The 26908-nt window shown below is 69.4% G+C and carries 25 protein-coding genes; 7 read left to right on the top strand and 18 right to left on the bottom strand.

Features of this window, described 5'->3' with window-relative positions; genetic code table 11:
• Positions 1-164 precede the first annotated feature (164 nt).
• The 8 genes from purM to RZ1_RS04840 form a co-directional block, all read right to left on the bottom strand.
• Positions 165-1238, bottom strand: coding sequence for a phosphoribosylformylglycinamidine cyclo-ligase (gene purM / locus RZ1_RS04875; protein ID WP_072809704.1), 1074 nt, complete (start codon positions 1236-1238; stop codon positions 165-167).
• Positions 1239-1389: 151 nt separating this feature from the next.
• A complete protein-coding gene (gene purF, locus RZ1_RS04870; RefSeq protein WP_072809703.1) occupies positions 1390-2979 on the bottom strand; it encodes an amidophosphoribosyltransferase in 1590 nt (529 codons plus the stop codon).
• A gap of 80 nt (positions 2980-3059) precedes the next feature.
• A complete protein-coding gene (locus RZ1_RS04865) occupies positions 3060-3449 on the bottom strand; it encodes a sterol carrier family protein (RefSeq protein ID WP_072809701.1) in 390 nt (129 codons plus the stop codon).
• 11 nt (positions 3450-3460) lie between these two features.
• Complete coding sequence (locus RZ1_RS04860) at positions 3461-4105, bottom strand: CPBP family intramembrane glutamic endopeptidase (protein WP_072809699.1); 645 nt, start codon at positions 4103-4105, stop codon at positions 3461-3463.
• Positions 4102-5874: an alpha/beta hydrolase gene (locus tag RZ1_RS04855; RefSeq protein WP_072809697.1), complete on the bottom strand. Its 1773-nt coding sequence runs from the start codon at positions 5872-5874 to the stop codon at positions 4102-4104. Before RZ1_RS04855 ends, RZ1_RS04860 begins: the two co-directional genes overlap by 4 nt.
• A 3-nt stretch (positions 5875-5877) precedes the next feature.
• Entirely contained in the window at positions 5878-8157 is a 2280-nt protein-coding gene (purL, locus tag RZ1_RS04850; protein WP_072809695.1) for a phosphoribosylformylglycinamidine synthase subunit PurL, read from the bottom strand.
• Positions 8158-8221: 64 nt separating this feature from the next.
• The gene (locus tag RZ1_RS04845; protein ID WP_072809693.1) at positions 8222-8845 is read right to left on the bottom strand and encodes a Uma2 family endonuclease; all 624 of its coding nucleotides are present in this window, start codon (positions 8843-8845) and stop codon (positions 8222-8224) included.
• A gap of 74 nt (positions 8846-8919) precedes the next feature.
• Entirely contained in the window at positions 8920-9600 is a 681-nt protein-coding gene (locus RZ1_RS04840; protein ID WP_072809691.1) for a helix-turn-helix transcriptional regulator, read from the bottom strand.
• Between the two features lie 96 nt (positions 9601-9696).
• Here RZ1_RS04840 and RZ1_RS04835 point away from each other — a divergent pair, with 96 nt between their 5' ends.
• Entirely contained in the window at positions 9697-10119 is a 423-nt protein-coding gene (locus tag RZ1_RS04835) for a hypothetical protein (RefSeq protein ID WP_072809690.1), read from the top strand.
• A gap of 42 nt (positions 10120-10161) precedes the next feature.
• Here RZ1_RS04835 and RZ1_RS04830 read toward each other — a convergent pair whose 3' ends face one another.
• The 5 genes from RZ1_RS04830 to purS all read right to left on the bottom strand — a co-directional run bounded on the left by RZ1_RS04830 (position 10162) and on the right by purS (position 13637).
• Positions 10162-11472: a M18 family aminopeptidase gene (locus RZ1_RS04830; RefSeq protein WP_072809688.1), complete on the bottom strand. Its 1311-nt coding sequence runs from the start codon at positions 11470-11472 to the stop codon at positions 10162-10164.
• Positions 11473-11563: 91 nt separating this feature from the next.
• Positions 11564-11914, bottom strand: a complete 351-nt coding sequence (locus tag RZ1_RS04825) for a VOC family protein (RefSeq protein WP_072809686.1) — start codon at positions 11912-11914, stop codon at positions 11564-11566.
• Between the two features lie 267 nt (positions 11915-12181).
• Positions 12182-12634 (bottom strand): nuclear transport factor 2 family protein, encoded by a 453-nt coding sequence (locus RZ1_RS04820; RefSeq protein ID WP_238071737.1) that lies wholly within the window; start codon positions 12632-12634, stop codon positions 12182-12184.
• A gap of 86 nt (positions 12635-12720) precedes the next feature.
• Positions 12721-13395, bottom strand: a complete 675-nt coding sequence (purQ, locus tag RZ1_RS04815; RefSeq protein WP_072809684.1) for a phosphoribosylformylglycinamidine synthase subunit PurQ — start codon at positions 13393-13395, stop codon at positions 12721-12723.
• Entirely contained in the window at positions 13392-13637 is a 246-nt protein-coding gene (gene purS, locus RZ1_RS04810; protein ID WP_072809682.1) for a phosphoribosylformylglycinamidine synthase subunit PurS, read from the bottom strand. The genes purQ and purS overlap by 4 nt, the downstream gene beginning before the upstream one ends.
• Positions 13638-13795: 158 nt before the next feature.
• On the opposite strand from purS, the gene RZ1_RS04805 reads away from it, so the two are divergent.
• Genes RZ1_RS04805 through RZ1_RS31805 form a run of 3 tightly spaced genes read left to right on the top strand, consistent with a single transcriptional unit; the run spans position 13796 to position 16828 of the window.
• On the top strand, positions 13796-16033 hold the full coding sequence (locus RZ1_RS04805) for a heavy metal translocating P-type ATPase (RefSeq protein WP_072809681.1): 2238 nt from the start codon (positions 13796-13798) through the stop codon (positions 16031-16033).
• Positions 16034-16064: 31 nt separating this feature from the next.
• The gene (locus RZ1_RS04800; protein WP_072809679.1) at positions 16065-16709 is read left to right on the top strand and encodes an MBL fold metallo-hydrolase; all 645 of its coding nucleotides are present in this window, start codon (positions 16065-16067) and stop codon (positions 16707-16709) included.
• Positions 16670-16828, top strand: a complete 159-nt coding sequence (locus tag RZ1_RS31805) for a helix-turn-helix domain-containing protein (RefSeq protein ID WP_373863691.1) — start codon at positions 16670-16672, stop codon at positions 16826-16828. The genes RZ1_RS04800 and RZ1_RS31805 overlap by 40 nt, the downstream gene beginning before the upstream one ends.
• A gap of 15 nt (positions 16829-16843) precedes the next feature.
• Here the strand turns inward: RZ1_RS31805 and RZ1_RS04790 are convergent, their stop codons facing one another.
• Positions 16844-18487 carry an FAD-binding dehydrogenase gene (locus RZ1_RS04790; RefSeq protein ID WP_072809678.1) on the bottom strand — a complete coding sequence of 548 codons (1644 nt, stop codon included), beginning with the start codon at positions 18485-18487 and terminating at the stop codon, positions 16844-16846.
• A gap of 52 nt (positions 18488-18539) precedes the next feature.
• Positions 18540-19241: a DUF2334 domain-containing protein gene (locus RZ1_RS04785; protein WP_072809677.1), complete on the bottom strand. Its 702-nt coding sequence runs from the start codon at positions 19239-19241 to the stop codon at positions 18540-18542.
• Positions 19242-19403: 162 nt separating this feature from the next.
• Here RZ1_RS04785 and RZ1_RS04780 point away from each other — a divergent pair, with 162 nt between their 5' ends.
• Positions 19404-21521, top strand: coding sequence for an oxidoreductase (locus RZ1_RS04780; protein ID WP_072809676.1), 2118 nt, complete (start codon positions 19404-19406; stop codon positions 21519-21521).
• Between the two features lie 12 nt (positions 21522-21533).
• Here the strand turns inward: RZ1_RS04780 and bluB are convergent, their stop codons facing one another.
• The 3 genes from bluB to RZ1_RS04765 form a co-directional block, all read right to left on the bottom strand.
• On the bottom strand, positions 21534-22205 hold the full coding sequence (gene bluB, locus RZ1_RS04775; protein WP_072809674.1) for a 5,6-dimethylbenzimidazole synthase: 672 nt from the start codon (positions 22203-22205) through the stop codon (positions 21534-21536).
• Positions 22206-22214: 9 nt separating this feature from the next.
• The gene (locus tag RZ1_RS04770) at positions 22215-22709 is read right to left on the bottom strand and encodes a glutathione peroxidase (RefSeq protein ID WP_072809672.1); all 495 of its coding nucleotides are present in this window, start codon (positions 22707-22709) and stop codon (positions 22215-22217) included.
• Positions 22710-22964: 255 nt separating this feature from the next.
• On the bottom strand, positions 22965-24344 hold the full coding sequence (locus RZ1_RS04765; RefSeq protein WP_072809671.1) for a cation:dicarboxylate symporter family transporter: 1380 nt from the start codon (positions 24342-24344) through the stop codon (positions 22965-22967).
• A 231-nt stretch (positions 24345-24575) separates the two neighbouring features.
• Between RZ1_RS04765 and RZ1_RS04760 the strand changes: the two genes are divergently transcribed.
• Together RZ1_RS04760 and RZ1_RS04755 are read left to right on the top strand one after the other, a co-directional pair.
• Positions 24576-26126, top strand: a complete 1551-nt coding sequence (locus tag RZ1_RS04760) for a sensor histidine kinase (protein WP_072809669.1) — start codon at positions 24576-24578, stop codon at positions 26124-26126.
• Positions 26123-26851, top strand: a complete 729-nt coding sequence (locus tag RZ1_RS04755; RefSeq protein ID WP_072809668.1) for a response regulator — start codon at positions 26123-26125, stop codon at positions 26849-26851. Before RZ1_RS04760 ends, RZ1_RS04755 begins: the two co-directional genes overlap by 4 nt.
• The last annotated feature ends 57 nt before the right edge of the window (positions 26852-26908 follow it).

Below are 26908 nucleotides of genomic sequence, written 5' to 3'. Positions count from 1 at the left end.
GGCGCAGAACGCACCCTGCAGGGGTGCGTTCTCCGGGATTCCGCGCCCCGACGCGCGGATGCTCCCCCGGCCCCGGGATCTCAGCACGCACCCCAGCACGAAGCACTGTGCCCGGGCCACCGAGGTGGCCCGGGCACAGTGCTTCGTGCGTGATCCGGATCGAACTAGAACCGCGGGTGGTCGCCGAGCAGCACGGCCCGGGTGTCGTCCTGGTCCTGCGCCTTGCGGACCGTGCCGAGCGTCCAGCAGTCGATGTGGCGTGCGGTGAGCACGGCCAGGGCCCGGTCGACGTCCTCGGGCGCCACGATCGCGACCATGCCGACGCCCATGTTGAACGTCTTCTCCATCTCGGCACGCTCGACGCGACCGCGCTGAGCGATCAGACCGAACACCGGCGCGGGGCTCCACGTCGTGCGATCCAGCTCGGCGACGAGGCCCTTCGGCATGACGCGCGCAAGATTCGCGGCCAGGCCACCGCCGGTGACGTGGCAGAACGTGCGGACCTCGGTCTCGGCGGCGAGCGCCAGACAGTCCTTGGCGTAGATGCGGGTCGGCTCGAGCAGCTCCTCACCGAGGGTGCGGCTGAACTCGTCGACATGCGCCGTCAGGCTCATCTTGCCGATCTCGAGCAGCACCTTGCGGGCGAGCGAGTAGCCGTTCGAATGCAGGCCCGAGGCGCCCATGGCGATGACCACGTCGCCGGGGCGGACCCGGTCGGGTCCGAGCAGCTTGTCGGCCTCGACGACGCCGACACCGGTCGCGGACAGGTCGTAGTCACCGTCCGCCATCACACCGGGGTGCTCGGCCGTCTCGCCGCCGAGGAGCGCGCAACCGGCCTGGATGCAGCCTTCCGCGATGCCGCCGACGATCTCCGCGACCCGCTCGGGAACGACCCGGCCCACGGCGATGTAGTCCTGGAGGAAGAGCGGCTCCGCGCCGCACACGACCAGGTCGTCGACGACCATCGCGACGAGGTCGAGACCGACGGTGTCGTGCTTGTCGAGCGCCTGCGCGATCGCGAGCTTCGTGCCGACGCCGTCGGTGGAGGCGGCGAGCAGCGGCTCCTTGTACTCACCCTTGAGCGCGAACAGTCCCGCGAATCCACCGAGGCCGCCGAGCACCTCCGGTCGGGTCGCCTTCTTCGCGAGCGGCGCGAACAGTTCGACGGCTCGGTCGCCTGCCTCGATGTCCACGCCCGCCGCTGCGTAGGAAGCTCCGGGGGTTGTGTCCTCGGTCATGGGTTGTCGGCTCCAGCCTCGAGTTGTGGTGAACAGGTGTGCCGGCACCGTCATCCGGACGCGCGTGTGTACGCCGAAAGCAGCCGGCCGCGCACCTACGGTACCGGACCGGCCGGGACCGTCGGCGCGCGAGGAGAGAAAAGTCCGGTCGTCAGGGACGACTCAACGCGTCCGCGTTGTCGTTGTCCAGGACAGTCGGGGTCGTCGAGTCGACGTCGACGACGCCCTCGAGGACGTCCTTGCCGACGACCTGATCCTTCGGCAGCCCGATCGGGTAGTGGCCGTCGAAGCAGGCCGCGCACAGCCGCGACGCCGGCTGCTCGGTCGCGCCGATCATGCCGTCGATGGAGATGTAGCCGAGGGAGTCGGCACCGATCGAGCGGCGCACCATCTCGACCATCTCGTCGAAGTCGTGCTCGGAACCGTGCGTGGCGTCGTCACGGGTGCCGCTGCCGTTGGCGATCAGCTCCGCCGGGGAGGCGAAGTCGATGCCGTAGAAGCACGGCCACTTGACCGGCGGGGACGCGATCCGCACGTGGATCTCGAGAGCCCCGGCCTCGCGCAGCATCCGGATCAGGGCACGCTGGGTGTTACCACGCACGATCGAGTCGTCGACGACCACCAGACGCTTGCCGCGGATCACCTCGCGCAGCGGGTTGAGCTTGAGCCGGATACCGAGCTGACGGATCGTCTGACTGGGCTGGATGAAGGTGCGGCCCACGTAGGCGTTCTTCATCAGGCCCTGCCCGTAGGGCAGACCGGAGCCCTGCGCGTAGCCGACCGCGGCGGGCGTCCCCGACTCGGGCACCGGGATCACCAGGTCCGCGTCGATCGGGTGTTCCTTCGCGAGGCGACGGCCGATCTCGACGCGGGTCGCATGCACCGACCGCCCGGCGATCGTGGAGTCGGGGCGGGCGAGGTAGACGTACTCGAAGACGCAGCCCTTGGGCTCCGGATTCGCGAACCGCGACGATCGGACGCCGTCGGCGTCGATCGCGAGCAGCTCACCGGGCTCGATGTCGCGAACGAAGGACGCGCCGACGATATCGAGGGCCGCGGTCTCGCTGGCGACGACCCACCCTCGGTCGAGGCGGCCCAGGCACAGCGGCCGGATGCCCCACGGGTCGCGCGCCGCGTACAGGGTGTGCTCGTCCATGAACGTCAGGCAGAATGCGCCGCGCAGCTTGGGGAACAACTTCATCGCGGCCTGCTCGAGAGTGCCGTCGGCGACGGCGTGCGCGAGCAGCGCGCCGATGATGTCGGAATCCGAGGTCGCGGCACCGGGCCGGGCCGGGTCGATGATGCCCAGTTCACGGCCCCGTGCGGCGAGTTCCGCGGTGTTGACGAGGTTGCCGTTGTGGCCGAGCGCGACGCCGGTACCGGCAGCGGTGCTCCGGAAGATCGGCTGCGCGTTCTCCCAGGTGGTCGACCCGGTCGTCGAGTAGCGGCAGTGACCGACCGCGATGTGACCGGGCATCGCGGCGAGCGTCTGCTCGTCGAACACCTGGCTCACCAGGCCGAGATCCTTGAACACGAGCACCTGCGAGCCATCCGTGACGGCGATGCCGGCCGCTTCCTGGCCGCGGTGCTGCAGCGCGTAGAGGCCGTAATACGTGAGCTTCGCCACGTCCTCGCCGGGAGCCCAGACTCCGAAGACGCCGCACTCCTCCCGAGGGTCGTTTTCGGGTTCGTCGGAGGCGAGAAGATTACGAGTGTGAACCGACAGATCGGCACTGGTCACCGGGGTGCTCCCTGGGGCTGGACAAGGGCGGGGCACACCCATTCTACGAGCCGGTTCCGGCAACCCCTATCGGGGACTCGTCACACGACCCGCATCAGCGGCAGCCAACGCGCGATCTCCGCGGCCCGGCTGCCGGACGCATCGAGCTTCCCCGACGCGACCGCGTCGTCGTATTCCAGCAGGCCCGTCGCGAGCAGCAGCCACGTGCGGGGCTCGGTTTCGACGACGTTCGGGGGTGTTCCGCGGGTGTGCCGCAGCCCCTCGATGCACTGCACCGCGACGAACGGCGGTACCCGGACCTCGACGCTCGCGCCCGGCGCCACCTGTTCGAGGGTGCGCGCGCTGAGCCGGACCGCCGCGGCGAGATCCGCCCGGGCCGGCCGGTCGTCGACGTCGCCGCACAGCCAGGGCGCGACCCGCAGCAGGACGTCTCGGAGTTCGGCGGGGTCGACGGGTTTGCGCGGTGCCACGGGTAGGCAGCCTAGGACATGCGGGCACCGCGCCGGGTCGCCACGAGGCGCACCGCGGCCGCTCCCCCGGCGTTGATCGCCAGGTGCGCGAGGGCGGGCGCGAGGACACTGCCACTGCGCCGTCGCAGCCAGTCGAAACCGAGCGCGGACAGACCGGTCGCCGCGACCGTCCCGGCGATGCTGTCACCCGCGATCATGGCCGGACGCACGTGCCACAACCCGAACACGGTGGCGTGTACCGCGGGGCTCACCAGCGGTGTCAGTACCCCGCGGAACAGCAGTTCCTCCGCGAGCACCGTCCCCACCGGGATGTGCAGTGTGATCCAGGTCCAGAAGTCGTCGCGACCGGCTCCGGCCGAGTCCGCGATCCGGCCGCGCACAGCGGGCGCGGACAGCGCGATCGCGTAGCCACCGAGCACCGCTGCGGCAACCGCACCGCCCCAGCGCAACCCGGACGGGACGCGGGTGGGGTCGAGCCCCAGCTCGGTGCGGTTCATACCCGACGCACGGGCCGCAGCGATCGCGCACACACCCAGACCTGCCGACGCCCACGTCCGCCCGTGCGTGCCGAGCGGCGCCGACGGCAGCGTCGCGCTCCACAGGACAGCCGCGGCCGCGACGGCCGGACCTGCGAAGCCGAACCGCGCGACGGTCACTTCTCCGGTCCCTGGCTGTCGGCGAGCGCCTCGAGCGCCAACCGCACCCGTGCGGTGTCGGCGGTGGTCCAGCCCTCCGGCTGGGTCACCGCAATCCAGCCGTCGAGGACCTCGGTACCGTAGTTGTGGCCGTGTCCGTCGGGCACGCCGGCCGCGTTCATCAGATCCGCCGAGACCTGCCAGAACGTGACGATCGGGAACCAGCGCATCTGCGGGAGCCGATCGGGCCCGGGCGGTTCGGACAGCCAGTCGGGGCGATTGAACAGCAGATCGGTCGACCACCACACCACCGGGTCCGACGCGTGCTGGATGTACAGCACGCGCGGATCCAGCCACGGGCTCGGCGGTTCACCGATGTCGGCGACGTCGTCGGTGAACCGCACGACCAGGCCGTCGGCGTATACCGGCTGCACCTCGGGGGTGCCGGGGTCGCGACGATCGACGAGCTGACGCCACAGCCGGTTGGCGTTGGGCGGTCCCACCCACAGCACTCCGTTCACGGTTTCGCGGATATCGGCGAGGGTGTCGAAAGCCCCTTCCCCCGACTGGGTTCCGAGGCTCTCGCCGTAGACGTACAGCTCGGGTCTGCGGGCCGGCGGCTGGGCGAGCCAGCGTTCGTGGATGCGGTCGACGAGGATCCGGCCGGCTTCGGCGGCCTTGTCGCGGTCCGCGAGGAACGAGATCCAACTCGGCAGGAACGAGTACTGCCACGCGACCATCGCGACGTCACCGTTGTGGACCAGTTCCATGGCCTGCGCGGCGGTGGGGTTCACCCAGCCCGTGCCCGTGGTGGGGATGATCACCAGCACCTTGCGCTCGAACGCCCCGGTGCGTTCGAGTTCGTCGATCACCAGATCCGCACGCGTCTCGGCGGTGTCGGCGGTGCCGAGACCGACGTACACGCGGATCGGTTCCTTCGCGGGCGTGCCGTTGATGGCTTCGAGTTCGGCGGCATCGAGGCCGCGAGAAACGAAGTTGCGGCCCTCGAAGCCGAGCGTGTCCCACGGCGCGAGCGATTCGGGACTGCCGGACTTCTCGGGGCGGGTCGGCTGTATCGCACCGGCTCGAGTCTCGCCGTCCTGGATGCTGAACGCGGAGTTGACGATCGCGTAGGATCCCCGGATCAGGACTCCGTCGATGAGCATGAACGTCATCAGCACGACCACCAGCACCCCGAGGGTCCGGGCGAGACCGGCCGGAAGGTGTCGCCGGATCAATTGCCGCGCAATCCATCTGCCGATGTCGCGCAGACCGCGCCACGCGGAGACGAGCAGCCCGGAAACCGCGAGAGCCAACGCCAGCGTGCGCAGGTAGCCACTGGTCGTCGTGCCTTCGGCGTCCATCAGCGCCGCGAGCTGACGCTGCTGGATCGCGGCGAGCACCAGTGCCACCACCGACGCGACGATCGCGGCGACCGGCACCGCGACCTTGATCGCCCGCAGCACGGGGATCGGCGGCGGCCACCACAGCGCCCGCGACAACACGAACCGGGCGACGACCCAGCCCACGACACAACCGACGCCGTAGCCGATCGCCGCGTTGAGACCGCCGATGATCCCCTGGAACAGCCAGTCGCGCGGCAGCAGCGACGGCGACAGCGACCAGCAGAAGAACAACGCCGCGAAGGCGATGCCGGTGAAATCCAGGCTCAGCCACCCCCACACCCGCGCGGTGAGGGGGTGGCGGTCACCGAAATCGGTGACCACGGCGATGACCTGACCTTGCCGGGCCTCTATCAACGCCAGCCGATCGACCTGGGTGCTGGCCATGGGCTACCCGAACAAGGCGGGGAGGGTGCCCTCGTAGACCTCTCGCAGCTCGGTCAGGGTCACCGCGAACTTGCCCTGCACCTCGACGGAATCGGATCCCTCGTCGACGACACCGATCCGCACCCACGGCAGGTCGCGCGCCGAGCACATCCCGGTGAAGCGGGACTCCTCGGTGCGCGGCACCGCGACCAGCACTCGGCCGGCGGATTCGGAGAACAGCGTCACGAACGGGTCCGCGTCCTCGGGAAGCAGGATCCGGCAGCCGGTCTCACCGGCGAGCGCCGCCTCGACGACAGCCTGCGCGAGACCACCCTCCGACAGGTCGTGGGCGGCCGAGATCAGCCCGTCGCGCGAACCGGCGACGAGGATCTCCGCGATGAGCCGCTCTCGCTCGAGGTCGACCTTCGGGGGCACGCCACCGAGGTGATCGTGCTCGACCTGCGCCCAGATCGATCCGTCGAACTCGTCGCGGGTCTCACCGAGCAGGATGAGCGTCTCGCCGGGCTCGAGGCCGAGACCGGTGGGGATACGACGGTGCACGTCGTCGATGACGCCGAGCACCGCGACGACCGGCGTCGGCAGGATCGCGGTCGATCCGGTCTGGTTGTAGAAGCTGACGTTGCCGCCGGTCACCGGGATGCCGAGCTGGGCGCATCCGTCGGCGAGGCCGCGCACCGCCTGCTGGAACTGCCACATCACGGCCGGGTCCTCCGGCGAACCGAAGTTGAGGCAGTTGGACACGGCCTTGGGGGTCGCGCCGGTGGTGGCGACGTTGCGGTATGCCTCCGCGAGCGCGAGCTGCGCGCCGGTGTACGGGTCGAGCTGGGTGAAACGGCCCGACGCGTCGGTTGCCAGGGCGATGCCGCGACCGGACTCCTCGTCGACGCGGATGACACCGGAGTCGGCGTTCTCGGCCAGGACGGTGTTGCCGCGCACGTAACGGTCGTACTGTTCGGTGATCCATTTGCGGCTGCACAGCGCCGGCGACGCGAGCAGCTTCAGCAGCGTGGCCTTCAGTTCGTCGTCCGTCTCCGGGCGCTTCAGGCCGGCGGTGGTGTCGGCGACCAGCGCGTCCTGCGAGTCGGGACGCTGCACAGGCCGTTCGTAGACCGGACCCTCGAGCGCGACGGTGCGCGGCGGCACGTCCACGACGGTCTCGCCGTGCCACGTGATGACCAGACGCTCACCATCGGTGACCTCACCGATGTCGGTGGCCAGGACGTCCCACTTCTTGCACACCGCCATGAACGCGTCGACGTTCTCGGGCGCGACGACCGCGCACATGCGTTCCTGCGACTCCGAGGACAGCACCTCGGCGGGGGTCATGCCCGTCGCGCGGGTCGGGACCCGGTCGAGGTAGATGTGCATGCCGCCGTCGCCGGCGGCGGCGAGCTCGGACGTCGCGCAGGACAGTCCGGCACCGCCCAGGTCCTGGATGCCGACGACCAGTTTCTCGCGGTACAGGTCGAGGCAGCACTCGATGAGCACCTTCTCGGTGAACGGGTCGCCGACCTGGACACTCGGCAGCTTCTTCGGACGGCCGCCGTCGCTGTCGTCGAACGTCTCCGACGCGAGGACGGACACGCCGCCGATGCCGTCGAGACCGGTGCGAGCGCCGAACAGGATGATCCGGTTGCCGGTTCCGGACGCGAACGCCAGGTGCAGGTCCTCGACGCGCATCGCGCCCGCACACAGGGCGTTGACGAGCGGATTGCCCTGGTAGGAGGGGTCGAACACGGTTTCGCCGCCGACATTGGGCAGGCCGAGAGAGTTGCCGTAGCCGCCGACTCCGCGCACCACGCCGTCGACGACGCGGCGGGTGTCGGGATGGTCCGCGGCACCGAAGCGCAGCTGATCCATGACCGCGATCGGGCGCGCACCCATCGCCATGATGTCGCGGACGATGCCGCCGACGCCGGTGGCCGCACCCTGATAGGGCTCGATGTACGACGGGTGGTTGTGCGACTCGACCTTGAAGGTCACCGCCCAGCCGTCACCGATGTCGACGACGCCGGCGTTCTCGCCGATACCGGCGAGCATCGACGACCGCATCTCGTCGGTGGTGGTCTCCCCGAAGTAGCGCAGGTGGACCTTCGACGACTTGTAGGAGCAATGCTCGGACCACATCACGGAGTACATCGCCAGTTCGGCGTCCGTGGGACGGCGGCCCAGGATCTCCTTGATGCGGGCGTACTCGTCGTCCTTCAGACCCAGCTCGACGTACGGCTGAGGAAGATCGGACGTCTCGGAGGCTTGGGTGACGGTATCCACCTGCGGTGACACTGGGCTCGGGTCCCTTCACTCTGGGATCGAAACGGCAGGCCGGGCGCGCACTGCCGCGGCCAGTCTATCGGGGCCGTGCGTCGTCCGGTGTCACCGGTGCGTCGCCGGACGCGCTCCGGGCGCTCGCCCGCGCGACGGTGAGCTCCTCCAGGTCGACGGTGACATCGTGACCGGCCGCGGTCAGCGTCACAGTTCCCCCGTGCTCCCCGTCGAACCGGTACCACCCGTTCTCGAGGATGAATGCTGCCAGAACGGCCGGTTCGGTGAGATCGACGATCCAGTACTGCGGGATTCCGCCTTCCGCGTATTCGGAGAACTTCGTGACGCGGTCGGTCCGTCCGCTGCCGCCGCTCGTGACCTCGACCACAAGCCGCACATCGGCGGCGGTCGCACGGTCGGGATCGGCCTCGACGAGGGCCCGGTCGACGACGATGACGTCCGGGCAGCGGACCGTGGGCGGTTCACCGGGGAGCAGTACCTCGACGTCGCCGAGCACGCACAACCCGTCGGGGAGCTGCCCGGCCAGGACATCGACCAGCGTGAACGTGACGTGCTGGTGCAGATACCCGGGATGCGGGGACACGACGAGCACGCCTTCACACATTTCGACGCGGTACCGCTCGTACTCGGGCAGTGCCGCCCACTCGTCGAGCGTCAGCAGATGGTCGGGGAACGACGGACCGCTCATCTTCGATCACCACCGTTCGTCCGCGGCGGGAGGGTGCACCCAGTCTCGCACCGCACACCGGTTCGCGTCCGGCCTTACGCGGGGTCGATTCGGTCGGAAGGCACCAACCGGACGCAGCAGAAGCCCGGAGCGGGGTCGAGGCACGCCCGCCGGGTGCGGTCGCCCATGCCTTCGAGCAGCGCCGTGAGCAGATCGAGATTCATGCCGCACACCAGGTCGGTGTGCCCGTCGACGAGTGCATGGAACGGGCAGTTGCCGAGGCGGATGGTCGACCCGTCGTCGATCGGCTCGAATCCGTGGTCCGCGAGAACCTCGACCGTCTGCTCACCCGCGGAGTCCTCACCGATGCGCCGGCCCAGTTCCGCCGCGCGACGGGACAGCACCACCCGCGGCGATTCGCCGGTGCGGTCGGACTCGTCGACCGCGTCCGCGAGCAGCCGGCCCGCGAGTTCGTATCGCCGGGCCGGCAGGGTCACGTCGATCTGCCGGGCGGCCCGGCGGTACAGCTTCGCGGGGCGTCCTGCGCCCGGTCCGACGCGCCCGCTCCGGCGGGCGAACTCGACGTCGAGCAGTCCCTCCTCGACCAGCCGGTCGAGGTGGAATGCCGCGGTGGTGCGGGCGATGCCGAGGGCAGCGGCGACCTCGTCGCGTCCCACCGATTCGCGACGGTTCACGACGTACTCGTAGAGCCGGCTCCGAGCGGGTTCGCCGAGTGCCGCGAGGGCGGCGATCCCGGATTGCTGCGCGCGATCCATTCCTCGATTGTAAAACCGATTTCCGTTGACTAAATTTCGCCGCGGATTCTAAAATCAGTAATAGTAGTTTTTAGAATCGGACAGAGGAGACCCACCATGTCCACCACCTCATCCCCCATCGCCACCACCGCACGCGGAGATCTGCACGACCCCGGCTACCAGGCGTTCCTCGCACTGCGCACGGTGTTCACCGTCGCGCCGATCCTGTTCGGACTCGACAAGTTCACCAACCTGATGACCGACTGGCCCGGCTACCTGGCCCCGTGGATCGACGGCATCCTGCCCGGTATCGCGCAACAGGCCATGTACCTCGTCGGCGTCATCGAGATCGCCGCCGGCATCGTCGTCGCCGTCGCACCCCGGATCGGAGCCTGGATCGTCGTCGCGTGGCTCGCCGGGATCATCGTCAATCTGCTGACCTACTCCGGCTACTACGACGTCGCGTTGCGCGACTTCGGGCTGCTGGTCGCGGCCGGGGCACTCGCCCGGCTCGCGGTCGCGTACCACCGCCGAATGTGACGACCCCGGACCGATCGACCGGATCGATCGGTCCGAGAGACGCTAGGCCGCCGGTGTCAGGAACGCCGCCAGCGCATCCGCGTAGGACACCACATCGGCGGCGCCCATCAGCTCGCGAGCCGAGTGCATCGCGAGCTGCGGGGCGCCCACGTCGACCGTGGTGAGGCCCGTGCGGGACGCGGTGATCGGGCCGATCGTCGACCCGCACGGCAGATCGGCGCGGTGCACGTAACGCTGCAGCCGCACCCCGGCCTGATCACACGCCAGGGCGAACGCCGCGGCACCGGCCGCATCCGTCGCGTACCGCAGGTTCTGGTTGACCTTGAGCACGGGTCCGCCGTTCACCTCGATCCGGTGCGCGGGCTCGTGTCGCTCCGGGTAGTTCGGGTGCGTCGCGTGCGCCATGTCGCCGGACGCGACGATCGAACCGGCCAGGGTGCGCAGGAATTCCTCGCGTCCGCCGCCGCGCGCGAGCACGATCCGCTCGAGCACCGTGTTCAGCAGGTCGGAGAACGCCCCGCGGTCCGACATGCTGCCGACCTCCTCGTGGTCGAACAGCACGAGCATCGGCGCCGGGCCCGGATTCGCTGCGACCTGCTCGGTCGCGGCGAGCAACGCGTGCACCCCCGCGTAGCAGGTGCCCTGATTGTCGAGGCGCGGCGCGCTGACCAGGTCGCCGTCCACCCCGATCAGCGAACTCGGCGCCAGATCGTGGGTCATGAGCTCCCAGCCGAGCACCGCATCTGCGGCCACCCCGGCCTGGTCGGCGAGATAGCCGATGAACGACCGCGGTTCGGTGCCCACTCCCCAGACGGCGTTGACGTGACGCTGCGGATCGAGCTGCACGCCCTTGCGGTCCTCCGACAGGTGGATCGCAAGCTGCGGAACCCGCAGGATCGGGCTGTCGACGTGCACGAGCACGTCCTCGGCGGTCGCGCCGCTGCGCACCGTCAACCGGCCGGAGACGCCGAGGTCGCGATCCAGCCACGAGTTCAGCAACACCCCGCCGTACGGTTCGAGGCCGACGGTCCGCCAGCCGGCCGATACCAGGTCCGGGTGCTGCTTGACCCGGAGGTTGGGGCTGTCGGTGTGCCCGCCGACGATCCGGAACGGCCGGGCGGTGCCGGACGCGTCCGCCGTGCCCTCGCCCTCGGTGCTCCACGCGATGAGCGAGCCGCCGCGGATCACGTAGTACCGGCCGGGCTCGGTCGGCCAGGGCTGCGTCTCGACCAGTTCGTCGAACTCGGCGTCGGCGAGCATGGCCGCGACGGTCGCGCACACGTGGAACGGTGACGGTGACAGGTCGACGAAGTTGCACAGCCCCTGGGCGTCGGCGCGGGTGAGAGAAGCCATTCCTGCATCCTCGCACCACCACTGTGAATCCACACCACACGCACCGGGTGCAACCCGCCGCATACCGCCGGGTCAGTGACCGGATGCAGCGTCAGTGACCGGATGCCACACAGAACAGGTTTCCGTCGGGATCTGCCAGGGTGACCCAGCTGAAGTCGTCGAGTTCCTGCCGATGCACCTCGGTCGCTCCGGCGGCGACGAGCCGTTTCACCTCGCTGTCGAGGTGTTCGGTATTGAGGTCGAGGTGGACGCGGTTCTTGCCCGGCGTGGGGTCGGATACGGCCTGGAAGCCGAGCTTCTGCGCCGAGTCGGGCAGAGCGACGATGTAGAAGTATCCGCCGTTGTCCTGCTCGATGCGACCGCCCGTCAGCTCGGCCCACCAGGTGGCGAGCGGTCCGGGATTCGCGCTGTCGAATGTGATCATGCCGATACTCAGTGCCATAGGGTGACGCTAACGGAGCCCACCGACACCTTCCTGCGCGTCTTGGGTCCCTGGGCGGTCAGGAGAGAAACACCTGGGAAAGATGCGTAGTCCTACTCACGAAATCAGCGGGGTAACCCGGGCAGAATATTCATCGGTACCGCGCCATGGGGAGGATTCCGGTATCTGTCCGGGGCCCGATCGGGGGGTCGATCCCCGGACATTGCAGGACGAGGGGCGTCGCCGCTGTTCGGGACCGCGGCGACGCCCTTCGTTCGCGTCGGGGGTCTACTTCCGGCGGGCCGGCGGATTGACGAACCAGAGATTCTCCTCGACCAGGTGCTCGCTCTTCCACCCGTCGGCGGTACGCACGACCCGATGGTGGTAGTTGCCGCCACAGAACGACAGCGCGTCCATGCCGGGCAACTGCATGGGGTTGTAGAACATCGCGGTCACGTCGGCCCGGTCGCCGTCGAGCCGGATCTGGATATTGCTGATGAAGTGCTGCGTCATGGGCACCGCGTCGACCGCGCGGGACAGGATCGCGACGACCTCGTCGCGCGAGCCCGGCGGATATCCGACGGAGCTGTAGTCGAGGTGCGCGTCGTCGGTGAAGACCGAGGCGAGTGCCTCCCAGTCCTTCGTGTCGACGGACCGCGCGTATCGGTAGAGCAACTCCCCGATCTCGAGCTTGTCGTGAACAGCTTCGAGCTTGTCGTGAACAGCTTGCACATCCATCATGCGAGAATACGATTCTCGAACGATGATGGGAACCTTCTCCGGCCGGGCCGGAGAAGGCACCCATCACCCGAGGGACGCGGGGTCGGTCAGGCCGAGACGACCGCGTCCAGAACGCTGTAGAACATGCCGAGACCGTCGTCGCTCGGGCCGGTGAGCGGCTCGGTGGCGTGCTCGGGGTGCGGCATCAGGCCGACGACCCGACCGTTCGCCGACGCGATGCCGGCGATGCCACGCTGCGAACCGTTCGGGTTCTCGCCGGCGTAGCGGAACACGACGCGACCCTCGCCCTCGAGCTCGTCGAGAACCTCCTGCGACGCCTGATAGCGACCTTCCCCGGACTTGAGGGGAACGAGGATCTCGGCGCCGGTCTCGTAACGGGAGGTCCACGCCGTCGAGTTCGACTCGACCTTCAGCCACTGGTCACGGCAGATGAAGTGCAGGCCCTCGTTGCGGGTGAGCGCGCCGGGTAGCAGGCCCGCCTCGCAGAGCACCTGGAAGCCGTTGCAGATACCGAGGACCGGCATGCCGCCCTTGGCTGCCTCGACGACCTTGCCCATCACGGGCGCGAAGCGCGCGATGGCGCCGCACCGCAGGTAGTCGCCATAGGAGAAGCCGCCGGGCACGATGACCGCGTCGACGCCCTTGAGGTCGGCGTCGCCGTGCCACAGGCTCACGGCCTCACCGCCGGCGAGCTTGACCGCGCGGGCCGCGTCGACGTCGTCGAGCGTGCCCGGGAAGGTGATGACTCCGATGCGGCTCATGCTTCACCGTCGATCCGGCGCACCGTCCAGTCCTCGATCACGGTGTTGGCGAGCAGGCCCTCCGCGATCTTCTCGAGCTCGGCGTCGTCGACACTGCCGTCGATCTCGAGCTCGAAGCGCTTCCCCTGGCGGACGTCGGACACGCCCGGGAAACCCAGCCGCGACAGCGCCCCGACAATGGCCTGGCCCTGGGGATCGAGAATCTCGGCCTTGGGCATGACTTCGACGACGACACGAGCCACGTGCTGCTCCTCGGTAGTAGTGCTGGCGTCCGGGGACGGACACCGGACGAACAGCAGTTTACCGGGAGAGCCGCAAACACCGGGCACCGGTCGACGGACTTCACAGTTATACCCCTAGGGGGTATAAAGGAGGGGTGTCCACACCTAGGAGCATCCAGATGACCACCGGCGACACCCTGCACGACGTCGAACTTTCGATCGGCGGCATGACCTGCGCGTCCTGCGCGGCCCGCATCGAGAAGAAGCTCAACCGGATGGACGGCGTCACCGCGACCGTCAACTACGCGACCGAAACCGCGAAGGTCAGCTACACCGCAGAGGTCGCGCCGGAGGACCTCGTCGCGACCGTGGAGGCCACCGGATACAGCGCCACACTGCCTCCACCGCCGACACCCGCCGGGACCGAGCAGGCAGCCGAGAGCGCCGAACCCGACGAGGCGGCGGCGTGGCGGCAGCGGCTGATCGTGTCCACGACGCTCACCGTCCCGGTCGTGCTGCTGTCGATGATTCCGGCGCTGCAGTTCGACAACTGGCAATGGATCGCCCTGACGCTCGCCTCCCCGGTCGTGGTGTGGGGTGCGTTGCCGTTCCACCGCGCCGCGTGGACCAACCTCCGTCACGGCGCGGCCACGATGGACACCCTCATCTCGGTCGGTGTCGTCGCCGCCTACCTGTGGTCGCTGTGGGCGCTGCTGTTCACCCATGCCGGCATGCCCGGCATGCGCATGGCCTTCGACCTGTTCCCGTCCGGCGACGGCGGGACGCACATCTATCTGGAGGTCGCGGCGGCGGTCACGACGTTCATCCTCGCCGGACGCTACTTCGAGGCCCGCGCCAAGCGGCAGTCCGGCGCGGCGCTGCGGGCCCTGCTGGACATGGGCGCCAAGGACGTCGCCGTGCTGCGGAACGGTACCGAGACCCGCATTCCGATCGGGCAGCTCGCGGTCGGCGACGTGTTCGTGGTGCGGCCCGGCGAGAAGATCGCGACCGACGGTGTCGTCACGTCCGGCACCTCGGCGGTCGACGCATCGATGCTCACGGGCGAATCCGTCCCGGTGGAGGTCGCCCCCGGCGACAGTGTCGTCGGCGCGACCGTCAACGCCGGTGGGCGGCTCGAGGTCCGCGCGACCCGGGTCGGTGCGGACACCCAGCTCGCGCAGATGGCGCGGCTCGTCACCGACGCGCAGAACGGCAAGGCCGAGGTGCAGCGTCTCGCCGACCGGGTATCGGCGGTGTTCGTACCGATCGTGATCGGCCTGTCCCTGCTCACCCTCGCCGGCTGGTTGTTGTTCACCGACGATCCCGTCGCCTCGGCCTTTACCGCAGCCGTCGCCGTGTTGATCATCGCGTGCCCGTGCGCGCTCGGCCTTGCGACGCCGACCGCGCTGCTCGTCGGCACCGGACGCGGCGCCCAGCTCGGCATCCTCATCAAGGGACCGCAGATCCTCGAATCGACGCGGCGCGTCGACACGATCGTGCTCGACAAGACCGGAACCGTCACGACCGGGCGCATGAGCGTCGAATCCGTACACGTGGCCGACGGCGAATCCGCAACCGTGGCACTGCATCTGGCCGGATCGCTCGAGCACGCCTCCGAGCATCCGATCGCGCGGGCCGTCGCCGAGCGTGCCGGCGCCCTGTCCGACGTCGAGAGCTTCGAGAACCACGGGGGTCGCGGGGTTTCCGGGATCGTCGACGGTCATGCCGTGCTGACCGGGCGACTGTCCTGGCTGCGCGACGACTGGTCGCTGACGGCACCCGAGTCGCTGCGCCGGGCCGTGGACGATGCCGAGGCTGCGGGCCGCACGCCGGTGTGGGTCGCGTGGGACGGGACGATCCGTGCCGTCGTGGTCGTCTCCGACACGATCAAGGACACCTCCGCGGACGCGGTCGCCGAACTGCGCGAACTCGGCCTGCACCCGGTGCTGCTCACCGGCGACAACCGTCGCGCCGCCGAGTCGGTCGCCGCGCAGGTCGGCATCGACGACGTGATCGCGGAGGTGCTGCCCGGCGACAAGGTCGCGGCGATCGAGCGGCTGCAGCGGGACGGCCGGGTCGTCGCGATGGTCGGCGACGGGGTCAACGACGCCGCGGCACTCGCACAGGCGGATCTGGGACTGGCGATGGGCACCGGCACCGATGTCGCGATCGAAGCATCCGATCTGACCTTGGTACGCGGCGACCTGACATCGGCACCCGACGCGATCCGGCTGGCCCGCGCCACCCTGGGCACCATCAAGGGAAACCTGTTCTGGGCGTTCGCCTACAACGTCGCGGCATTGCCGCTGGCCGCGCTCGGGCTGCTCAATCCGCTGATCGCGGGCGCGGCGATGGCGTTCAGTTCGGTGTTCGTGGTGAGCAACAGCCTGCGGTTGCGCCGCTTCTCACCGCGCTAGATTCGGCGGGCAGGTGGGAGATACTGGGGCCATGCGACTGACCCACTTCGGACACTCCTGCCTGCTCGTCGAACATCGCGGCGCAAAGATCCTGTTCGACCCGGGCAACTTCTCGCACGGCTTCGAGGGCATCACCGGACTCGACGCGATCCTGGTCACGCATCAGCATCCCGACCACGCCGACGCTGCGCGCCTGCCCGCCCTGCTCGACGCGAACCCCGACGCGAAGCTGTTCTCCGATCCGCAGTCCGCGGACCTGCTCGCCGGCGACTGGACCGCGGTGCGCCCGGGCGACACGTTCGAGATCGGCGAGCTGACGGTGCGCGGCACCGGCGGCCGGCACGCCGTCATCCACCCGGATCTGCCGGTCATCGACAACACCGCGTTCCTGCTCGGCGACGACGAGAACCCGTCCCGGCTTCTGCATCCCGGCGATTCTCTGTACATCCCGCACGAGCGCATCGACGTGCTCGCGCTCCCGTCCGCGGCGCCGTGGCTGAAGATCTGGGAGGCGGTGGACTACCTGCGTGCGGTGAACCCGCGGGTCGCGGTCCCGATCCACCAGGCCATCATCGCCGAGCAGGCCAACGGCATCTTCTACGGGCGCTACAGCGAGATGGCACCGGACGGAACGGAATTCCGTGTTCTGGCCCAGGAATCCGACACCGAGGTCTGAGTCGGGCGCCGGTCGCGGAACTGGCGTCGAGATCCGGGTACGAGTCGGAGGCCGGATTCGCGCGGGCGTTCAAACGGGTCACCGGGGAGTCACCCGGATCGGTACGCCGCTCCGGGTGACGGCTCCGACTCGTGTCAGCGGGCCGCGGCCCGTCCCGCGGCGCGGCCGGAGAAGATGCAGCCGCCGAGGAAGGTGCCTTCGAGCGAGCGGTAGCCGTGGACACCCCCGCCGCCGAACCCCGCGACCTCCCCGGCGGCGAACAGGCCGTCGAACACCGTGCCGTCGGATCGCAGCACCCGCGACGACAGGTCGGTTTCGAGACCGCCGAGGGTCTTGCGGGTGAGCAGGTGCAGTTTCACCGCGATGAGCGGCCCGGCCTTCGGATCGAGGATGCGGTGCGGCGACGCGATCCGCGCGATCCTGTCGGGAAGATAGGCGCGTGCCGCGCGCATCGCCGCGACCTGCAGGTCCTTGGTGTACTTGTTGGCGATCTCGCGGTCGCGGGCCTCGACCACCGACCGGACCGTCGCGTAGTCGAGCGGGGCTTCCGGGGTCAGTTCGTTCATGCCGGCGACGAGGTCGGCGAGATTGTCGCGCACGACGAAGTCGACGCCGCGCTGTTTGAACGCCTCGACCGGGCCGGGAGCACCGGATCTGACGCGCTGCAGCAGCAGTTTGATGTCGCGACCGGTCAGGTCCGGGTTCTGTTCGGATCCGGACAGGCCGAATTCCTTCTCGATGATCTTCTGGTCGAGCACGAACCAGGTGTGGTCGTAGCCGGTGGCGACGATGTGTTCGAGGGTGCCGAGCGTGTCGAATCCGGGGAACAGCGGGACGGGCAGGCGCTTGCCGGTGGCGTCGAGCCACAGCGACGACGGCCCGGGCAGGATCCGAATGCCGTGGTTCGGCCACACCGGGTCGTAGTTGGTGATGCCTTCGGTGTAGTGCCACATGCGGTCTCGGTTGACGATGTTGCCGCCGGCGTTCTCGGTGATTTCCAGCATGCGGCCGTCGACGTGGGCCGGCACGCCGGTGAGCATGTGCTTCGGCGGGGCGCCGAGCCGTGCCGGCCAGTTCTTCTTCACCAGGTCGTAGTTGCCGCCGATGCCACCGGACGTGATGATCACGGCGCCCGCGGTGAATTCGAAGTCGCCGACGGCGGTGCGGGACGACTTCACGCCGCGCGCGGCATCGGTCGGTTCGAGGACGGTGCCGCGTACCCCGGTGACCGCGCCGCCGGTGACGATCAGCTCGTCGACCTGGTGCCGGTATCGGAGGGTGACGACCCCGCGTTCGGCGGCGGCGAGCACCTTGCGGGCGAAGATCTCGACGAGTCCGGGGCCGGTGCCCCACGTGATGTGGAATCGCGGTACCGAGTTGCCGTGCCCGCCGGCGTCGTAGCCGCCGCGTTCGGCCCAGTTGACCATCGGGAAGATCTTCAAACCACGCTGTGCAAGCCAGGCGTGCTTCTCCCCCGCCGCGAACTCGACGTACGCCTGCGCCCAGCGGCGCGGCCAGCGGTCCTCGATGTCGCGGTCGAAACCGGCGGTACCCATCCAGTCCTGCAGCGCGAGGTCGTAGGAGTCCTTGATGCCCATGCGACGCTGTTCGGGACTGTCGACGAAGAAGAGCCCTCCGAACGACCAGAATGCTTGCCCGCCAATGTTGTTCGAATTCTCTTGATCCACCAGGATCACCTTGCGCCCGGCGTCGATCAGCTCACCGGTCGCCACCAGCCCTGCGAGACCCGCCCCCACCACGATCACGTCTGCGTCCATGCCCGGAGACACTACCGGCCGGTACCCGCACGACGGGAGGGGCCGAACGGCATCAGGCGACGCGGCCGAGAGTCCGCGGCTGCCAGCGGTACACGGTCGGCTGCGCGTCGTGGTGCAGGGCGATGTCGACCGCGTCGACGATCGCCTGCCGCGGTCCGGGTTTGAACAGCTGCGGTCCGGAGATCGCCAGGCGCAGCAGTTCTCCGCGCCGCGCAACCCGCGCGGCGCCGATGACCATGGCGCGGCACCACCACGGTTCGGACCGGGCGCCGTCACCGATCCCGAACACGCGCGACCGTGCGAGGGATCCCCGGTCCAGGTCGTGCACACCGGCGGCGTCGGCCATGAGCCGGAATCCGGTCTCCGGGAGAGCGGCGACGGCGCCGGACGAGGCGACCCAGCGGGGCGGCGCGAACAGCCGGGTGCGCAGGCCCGTCTCCTCGAGCACCCGATCGGCGGCGAGCAGCCGCAACCGCGCCTCGTGTTCGCGCAGGGCCGAGAATTCGGCGCGGCGACTCTTCGTCGCAGCCTGGTCGTAGCCGTGCAGCACGATCGCGTCGCCGCCTTCCCGGCGTTCGAGGAGCCATTCCTGTGTCGCCGGGTCGCGCACCAGCCGGTAGTGGTCCTTGAGCCGCGGCGCCACGAACAGCGACAGCGGCACTCCACGCGCATCCATCTCGCGGGCGAAGCTGTCGACCGCCTCGCGGGTGACATCCCGGATTCCCGATACCGACACGACAAGTTCCGTGCTCATGACCACCACGATGCCCCGCGCGGGTGAACGGGGATCGTCGCCCGGTTGAACCCTGCGCGACGGGAGATGCGCGCCACTGAACCCGATGCCTCACCGCGCGGCGAGGTCCCGTTCACCAGGACATCGCGCGGGCCCGGTGGCGGCGCGGTCTAGCGTCGAATCGTGACGACCCGCAAGAAGACGTACCCGCACCTGCTCTCCCCCGGCACCATCGGCCCCATCGAATTGACCAACCGGGTCGTGTTGCCCGCGATGGACATGAACCTGTGCGAGGACGGTGAGATCGAGCAGGGCGACATCGATCATTTCGTGGCGCGCGCCGCGGGCGGCACAGGGCTGATCATCACCGGATGCTGCGCGGTCGCGTACCCGATCGGGTGCGCGAGCACCAAGGAACCGGGCCTGTCCGAGGACCGGTTCATCCCCGGGCTGAAGGCGCTGGCCGATGCGGTGCACGCGGCCGGCAGCAAGTTGTGCGTGCAGATGACCCACCACGGCAAGGTCGCCCGGATCGACACCGTCCAGGACCGTCCGCTGCTCGTGCCCTCGACTCCGCAGGGCAGTCTCGATCTGCGCGCCCTCGCCGACAACACCGGTGAGGAACTGCAGAAGATGGGGGCGGTGACACAAGGCAAGCAGGCCACCTATCACGAGGCCGACGCCGACGACATCCCTTGGCTGGTGCGCTGTTTCGCCGACGCGGCGGCGCGGGTGAAGGCCGCCGGCGGTGACGCGGTCGAAATCCATTGCGCGCACGGCTATGTGCTCGGTGCGTTCCTGTCCCGCGCCGACAACCGGCGCACCGACGAGTACGGCGGCTCCCTCGAGAACCGGGCGCGGCTGGCGTGCGAGGTGATCCGGGCCGTCAAGGACGAGGTGGGCGACTCGCTGGCGGTGCTCGTGCGGGTCGCCGGACGCGAGTTCGGCGAGGACGACGGGCTGACGACCGCCGAGGCCGCGCAGGCGTCGGCGTTGTTCGAAGCCGCTGGGGCGGACGGCATCCACGTCACCGGCTGGGGCCGGAATCCGTTCTCCAACTTCACCGACGGTCCGCTTCCGAACACGGTCGGCGCCTACACCGAACTGGCCGCGGCGGTGAAGCGGGCCGTGCAGATCCCGGTGATCACGGTGGGGCGGGTGCTTCCCGACGTGGGTGAGCAGGCCATTGCCGACGGCAAGGCGGATTTCGTCGCGATGGGCCGCCAGCTGCTGGCCGATCCCGGCCTCGTCGGCAAACTGAAGGCCGGCACCCCGGGGCAGGTTCGTCCCTGCATCAATTGCTATGTGTGCGTTCAGGAGAACTTCTGGGACGGCACCCCCGTCTGCGCGGTGAACCCGGCGCTCGGCAACGAGGCACTGGTGCCGTTCGTGCGTACCGCGGCCGCGAAGCGGATCGTCGTCGTCGGTGCCGGACCCGCGGGTCTCGAGGTCGCACGGGTCGCAACCGAACGTGGCCACCGCGTCACCGTGCTCGACAAGGCCGACCGGCTCGGCGGCACTCTGTGGTTCTCGACCCTGACCACCCCCGACAACGAGCGCCTGCTGAACTGGCTGACCGGTGAGGTCGAGCGGCTCGGCATCGACGTCCGGTTGAAGACGGAGGCCACCGCCGCGTCGATCCGGTCGCTCGCGCCGGATGTCGTGGTGGTCGCGACCGGTGCGGTGCGTGAGCGTCCGGGTGTGCCCGGCGGCGACCTGCCGCACGTGCACACCGGCGACACCCTGCGGGCGCTGATGACCGGCAACGGTGACGTCTCGGGTCAGCCGTGGTTCCTGCGGACGGCGGGCAAGCTCGGCGCACTGTCGGGAATCACCAAGAGGCCCGGCGCAGTTCGCTCGGTGACCCGCAGGTTCCTGCCCGTCGGGCGGAACGTCGTGGTCATCGGCGGTTCGCTGGTCGGCCTCGAACTCGCCGAGTTCCTGGCCGAGCGGGGCCGGAAGGTGACGCTGCTGGAGGAGGGTCAGCAGCTCGGTGTTCCCATGGCGATGCCGCGCCGCTGGACCGCGGTCCGGCATGCCGGTGAGGTCGGGGTGACCGTCCACCGGCACGCGACCGTCCAGCGCATCACCCCGGACACGGTCGAGTTCTGGGCCGGCACCGAAACCCACACCGCCCCCGCCGATCTGGTCGTGATGGCGTCGGGGGTGTCGGCGGCGGCGCCGCTCGCCGACGAACTCGCCGGATCCGGAACGGACGTGCGGGTCGTCGGCGATGCGGGCGACGTCGGATACATCGAGGGCGCGATCCACTCGGCGTGGAAGGTCGCGGTCGCGCTGTAGATGCGGCCCGGCTCAGGCTTCGGCGGTGTCCTGCTGCTCGTACGCATCGCCGAAGCGGTCGCGGTGGACGGCGTCCGTCAACGGACGGCCGCGACGCCAGCCGAACCGTTCCAGGTCCGGCACCTCCTGCAGTCGGGTGACCGGCCCGACGCACAGCCACGCGATCGGCCGCACCGCACCTTCGGCCCCGATGAACTCGGTGAGGAACGGTTCGTCGTAGAACGACACCCATCCGACGCCGAGCCCTTCCGCGGTCGCGGCGAGCCACAGGTTCTGGATCGCGAGCACCGCGGAGAACAGTCCGGAGTCGTCGATGGTGTGCCGGCCCAGGATGTGCTTGCCGCCGCGCTCCGGGTCGTAGGTGACGACGATGCCGGTGCGGGATTCGACGATCCCCTCGACCTTGATGGGGTCGAAGGTGTGGCGGCGGTCCTCCGGGAGCGAATCGGCGAAGGCCTGACGGCATCCGGCGACGTGTTCGGCGAACGCTTCGAGTCGCTGCTCGTCCTGGACGACGACGAAGTCCCAGGGCTGGGTGTTGCCGACGCTCGGCGCGTGGTGCGCCGCGGCGAGGATGCGCCACAGCACATCCTCGGCGACGGTGTCACCGGCGAACTCGGCGCGCACGTCGCGGCGCATGCGGATGATGTCGTAGAGCGCGTTACGCGCTTCGTTGGAGAACATGGATTCAGCTCAGACCGGCAGCACGGCCTCGATGGCAGCGATCACCTCGGGTGCGTCCGGCTCGGTGCGCGGACGGAAACGATCGACGACGGTGCCGTCCGGGGCGACGACGAACTTCTCGAAGTTCCACTGGATATCGCCGGCCTCGCCTTCGGCGTCCGGGTGCTGGGTGAGCTCCATGTACAGGGGATGCCGGTTCTCGCCGTTGACGTCGATCTTCTCGAGCAGCGGGAAGGTGACGCCGTAGGTGGTGGAGCAGAATTCCTGGATCTCCTCGGCGGTGCCCGGCTCCTGACCCCTGAACTGGTTGCAAGGCACACCGACGACGATCAGACCGCGGTCCGCGTAGTCCTTCGCGAGCTGCTCGAGCGCCGTGTACTGCGGGGTCAGGCCGCACTTGGAGGCGACGTTGACGACGAGGAGCGCGTGGCCGTCGAATGCGGCGAGGGACGTGGGATCACCGGCGAGGGTGTTGATCGCGATGTCCTGCAGAGTTGTGGTCATGCGCTCCAACGTAGTCGGCTCACCGCGAGACCGGAGTCCCGGTCCGGGCACGGATCCTTACGTGCTCTACACCGACGTTTCCGGTCGCCGCTGTTGCACATCGACGTTCCAGACTCGACTGGCGCTCCGACCCGTCTCTTCTGTACTCACCGGTCAAGCCCCTGCGCTGGTGACCGGTCACGGTGACCGAGCCCGGATCACGCAGTGCGGCCCGGACTCCGTGGGGAGTCCGGGCCGCTGTATGCGATCAGGCGACTACACGCCGACCTTCTCGAGCTGCGGTTCCTTCTCCGGAACCGGATGCCCGTCGTCGTCGCCGAGCATCGATTCGTCGAACGGCAGCCGGCCGGCCAGCACCTCGTCGACGCGGGCGCGGTCCACGGTCCGGGTCCACGTTCCGATCAGCAGGGTCGCGATGGCGTTGCCGGAGAAATTGGTGACGGCACGCGCCTCGGACATGAACCGGTCGACGCCGACGATCAGGCCCACGCCGTCGACGAGGTCCGGGCGGTGGCTCTGCAGCCCACCCGCCAGCGTCGCGAGCCCGGCGCCGGTCACCCCGGCCGCACCCTTCGAGGCGATGATCATGAACAGCAACAGCGACAGCTGTTCGGCCAGTGCCAGCGGCCGGCCCATCGCGTCGGCGACGAACAGCGCAGCCATCGTCAAGTAGATCGCGGTGCCGTCCAGGTTGAACGAGTAGCCCGTGGGCACGACGACACCGACGGTGGTGCGCTGCACGCCCAGGTGCTCCATCTTGGCGATCAGGCGCGGCAGCGCCGACTCGGACGACGACGTCGCGAAGATGAGCAGGTATTCGCGGGCCAGGTACCGGACCAGCTTGAACACCGACACCCCGGCGACCGCCCGCAGCAGCGTCCCGAGGACGCCGAACACGAACACCAGGCACGTCAGGTAGAAGGCGAGCATCAGCGCGCCGAGCTGGACGACCGCGCTCAGGCCGGTCTGGCCGACCACGTTGGCGATCGCACCGAACGCGCCGATCGGGGCCAGCCACAGGATCATCGTCAGGATCTTGAACACGAGCTTCTGCACGTGCGCGACACCGCGCAGGATCGGCTCGCCGGACTTGCCGATGCCCTGGATCGCGAAGCCCACGAGCAGCGCGACGAACAGGGTCTGCAGCACGCTGCCGGACGTGAGCGCGGACAGCATCGACGTGGGGATGATCCCGGAGATGAACTCGGCGGTGCCGCCGGCCGCGTGGGCCTTCTCGGCGAGCGCGGCACCGGACCCAGCGGTCGACGCGTCGAGGGTCAGGCCGCTACCGGGGTCGAGCAGGTTGCCGACGAACAGGCCGATGCCGAGCGCGACCGTCGACATGCCGACGAAGTAGATCAGGGCGAGACCACCGATCCGGCCGACGCTGGCGGCCGCGCGCACCGAGCCGATCCCCAACACGATGGTGCAGAAGATGACCGGGCTGATCATCATCTTGATGAGGTCGACGAAAGTGGTGCCGAGGATGCCGAGCGACTTGCCGACGTCCGGCGCCTGCCAGCCGACCAGCACACCGGCGACCACGGCGACCACGACGCCGATGTACAGCCAGTGGGTCCGGTCCTTGCGCCGGGACGTCCGGTCCTTGCGCACGGACACTGTGGTGGTACTCATGGGTTGCCCTTCGATCACGGATACGGATTCGGTGGCAACCGCCAGTACTCGGGATTCGACCGTGGTGCGGCCGGCTGCTGCGGGACCCTGGTAGGGATGCTCCGCGCCCGGGTGGTGACCGGTATCACTTCCACCTATCAGAATGGTGATGGTGGGTCGGCGCACGGAGAAGATTGCGTGCATAGAGTTCACGGGAGGTCGCCGGTGAACCGTCGCGGCACACGTCGGCCGATGAGCGTGGCAGGACAGCTGCTGATCCTGCAGCTCGTGGTGTTCACCGTGGTCGCGATCGCCGCCGCGGCACTGTTCGTCGCCGACGAACGCCGCGACGCCGACGCCACGACCCGCCTGGCCGTGACGGACATCGCCGTGACCACCGCTCAGGTTCCCGCGGTCGCCGAGGGACTGCGGTCCCCCGATCCGACCGCGGCGCTGCAGCCCCTCGCCGAGCAGATCCGCACTTCCACCGGCGTCGACTTCGTCGTGGTCGTCGACCCGGACGGGATCCGGGTGACCCATCCCGTGCCCGAGCAGATCGGGCGGCCCTACACCGGCCACATCGAGCAGGCCCGGTCCGGGCAGCCGTACAGCGAGACGTACACCGGCAGCCTCGGATCGTCGATCCGGACGATCGCCCCGGTATATGCCGACGACGGAACGCTCGCCGGGTTCGTGTCGGTCGGGGTGACCCGGCAGCGCATCGCCGACGCCTTCGTGCGCGGCCTGCCCGGGATCGTCGGGGTCGTCGCGGCAGGGCTGGCGGTCACCGCGGCCGGCGCCGTCCTCATCTCCCGGCGGCTGCGGCGGCAGACGCTGGGACTGAATCCGGACCAGTTGCTGCGCATGTACGAGCATCACGATGCGGTGCTGCGCGCGATCGGCGAGGGTCTGCTCGTGTTCGGCACCTCGGGCGGCGGGTCGCCGCGCGTCGACGTCGTCAACGACGAGGCCCGCCGGCTGCTCGGGCTCGAGCCCGGACCGGTGCCGTTCGAGTCGCTGCCGGAGACCCTGCGGACGCTCGCGGCCGGTCAGGAGGTGCGCGACGAGGTGCACCTGACCCGGGATCGGGTGCTGGTGGTGGGCAGCGACGCGGTGCGGTGGGAGGACCGGCGGATCGGCACGGTCGTCACGCTGCGCGATCACACCGAGCTGCGGGGCGTGCTCGGGGAGCTGGATTCGGTGCGCGGGTTCGCCGAGTCGCTGCGGGCCCAGGCCCACGAGTCGGCGAACCGATTGCACACGATCATCACCATGGTCGAGCTGGGTCGGGCCGAGGAGGCCGTGGCGTTCGCGACGCGCGAGCTGGCGGTGTCCCAGAACCTCATCGACCGGCTGACCGGCGACATCGCCGAACCGGCGCTCGCGGCACTGCTGCTCGGCAAGGTCGACGAAGCCGCAGAGCGCGGCGTCGAGCTGACCGTCACCGAGGACACCGCGCTCGGCCCGGTGCCGGTCCCGTCCCGCGATCTCGTCACGCTCGTCGGGAACCTGATCGACAACGCGATCGACGCGGCCCGCACCGCCGACGATCCCTGGGTGGAAGTGACTGTTCGTCAGGAGAAGTCGACGTTGATCGTCGAGGTCGCGGACAGTGGGCCCGGCATGTCGCCGGACACTCTGACGCAGGCGATGCAGCGCGGCTACTCGACGAAATCGGCGCAGCGCGGACTCGGGCTCGCACTCGTCGCGCAGGTCGTCGCCCGCCACCGCGGGGTCCTGCGCACCGAGCCGTCGCTGGGCGCGATGATCGTCGCGGAGATTCCGCTCGGGGGTCGCTCGTGATCCGCGTGCTCATCGTCGAGGACGAACCGCTCATCGCCCAGGCGCATCGCGAATACCTCCGGCGGATAGCGGGATTCGAGGTGATCGATGCGGTGCACACCGGCGCTGCCGCACTGCGGTCGGCGACGGCGGCGGCACGCAGCGGTGCACCGGTCGACCTGGTGTTGCTCGACATCGGCCTGCCCGACATGAGCGGCCTCGACGTGGCGTCGTCACTGGGTGGATTGCGGCCGAGCCCGGACATCATCGCCGTGACCTCGGCCCGCGACCTCGAGGTGGTGCGCACCGCCGTGTCCCGCGGCATCGTGCTGTATCTGCTCAAACCGTTCACATTCGCGGCCCTGCGCGACAAGCTCGAGCACTACGTCGCCTACCGCACCGCGCTGGGTTCGGCGGAAACCGCGGTCGCGCAACATGATATCGACCGGGCGATGGCCGCGCTGCGCACGTCGAACACGAAGGCGTCGGCCCCGAAAGGCATTTCCCCCGCGACCCTCGACCGGATCGCCGGATTCCTGCGCGAGACCGACGGCCCCCGCACCGCCGCGGAGGTCGGAAGCGCGGTCGGGGTGTCGCGGGTGACGGCGTGGCGGTACCTCGAACGCCTTGCCGACGACGGTCTGCTCGTCCGCATCACCGAGTACGGCCGGGCCGGCCGCCCCCAGGTCCGCTACGCCCGCAACCCCCGTCCCAACTCGGGTGATGGGAAACGATATTCGGTCTGACCGGTCGAAGGTTCCCATCACCCGGAAGCGTGGGCTCGCGCTTACATCGGAACTACC

The sequence above is a fragment of the Rhodococcus zopfii NBRC 100606 = JCM 9919 genome, from assembly GCF_001895025.1.
Lineage (GTDB): Bacteria > Actinomycetota > Actinomycetes > Mycobacteriales > Mycobacteriaceae > Rhodococcus > Rhodococcus zopfii.
This window is presented reverse-complemented; position numbering and strand designations above follow the sequence as displayed.

What these genes read in the sequence shown, in the direction of transcription:
- purM (WP_072809704.1), bottom strand. Translation starts at nt 1,238, where the DNA reads ATGACCGAGGACACAACCCCCGGAGCTTCCTACGCAGCGGCGGGCGTG.
- RZ1_RS04855 (WP_072809697.1), bottom strand. Translation starts at nt 5,874, where the DNA reads ATGGCCAGCACCCAGGTCGATCGGCTGGCGTTGATAGAGGCCCGGCAA.
- RZ1_RS04845 (WP_072809693.1), bottom strand. Translation starts at nt 8,845, where the DNA reads ATGAGCGGTCCGTCGTTCCCCGACCATCTGCTGACGCTCGACGAGTGG.
- RZ1_RS04840 (WP_072809691.1), bottom strand. Translation starts at nt 9,600, where the DNA reads ATGGATCGCGCGCAGCAATCCGGGATCGCCGCCCTCGCGGCACTCGGC.
- RZ1_RS04835 (WP_072809690.1), top strand. Translation starts at nt 9,697, where the DNA reads ATGTCCACCACCTCATCCCCCATCGCCACCACCGCACGCGGAGATCTG.
- RZ1_RS04830 (WP_072809688.1), bottom strand. Translation starts at nt 11,472, where the DNA reads ATGGCTTCTCTCACCCGCGCCGACGCCCAGGGGCTGTGCAACTTCGTC.
- RZ1_RS04825 (WP_072809686.1), bottom strand. Translation starts at nt 11,914, where the DNA reads ATGGCACTGAGTATCGGCATGATCACATTCGACAGCGCGAATCCCGGA.
- RZ1_RS04820 (WP_238071737.1), bottom strand. Translation starts at nt 12,634, where the DNA reads ATGATGGATGTGCAAGCTGTTCACGACAAGCTCGAAGCTGTTCACGAC.
- purQ (WP_072809684.1), bottom strand. Translation starts at nt 13,395, where the DNA reads ATGAGCCGCATCGGAGTCATCACCTTCCCGGGCACGCTCGACGACGTC.
- RZ1_RS04805 (WP_072809681.1), top strand. Translation starts at nt 13,796, where the DNA reads ATGACCACCGGCGACACCCTGCACGACGTCGAACTTTCGATCGGCGGC.
- RZ1_RS04800 (WP_072809679.1), top strand. Translation starts at nt 16,065, where the DNA reads ATGCGACTGACCCACTTCGGACACTCCTGCCTGCTCGTCGAACATCGC.
- RZ1_RS04790 (WP_072809678.1), bottom strand. Translation starts at nt 18,487, where the DNA reads ATGGACGCAGACGTGATCGTGGTGGGGGCGGGTCTCGCAGGGCTGGTG.
- RZ1_RS04785 (WP_072809677.1), bottom strand. Translation starts at nt 19,241, where the DNA reads ATGAGCACGGAACTTGTCGTGTCGGTATCGGGAATCCGGGATGTCACC.
- bluB (WP_072809674.1), bottom strand. Translation starts at nt 22,205, where the DNA reads ATGTTCTCCAACGAAGCGCGTAACGCGCTCTACGACATCATCCGCATG.
- RZ1_RS04770 (WP_072809672.1), bottom strand. Translation starts at nt 22,709, where the DNA reads ATGACCACAACTCTGCAGGACATCGCGATCAACACCCTCGCCGGTGAT.
- RZ1_RS04765 (WP_072809671.1), bottom strand. Translation starts at nt 24,344, where the DNA reads ATGAGTACCACCACAGTGTCCGTGCGCAAGGACCGGACGTCCCGGCGC.
- RZ1_RS04760 (WP_072809669.1), top strand. Translation starts at nt 24,576, where the DNA reads ATGAGCGTGGCAGGACAGCTGCTGATCCTGCAGCTCGTGGTGTTCACC.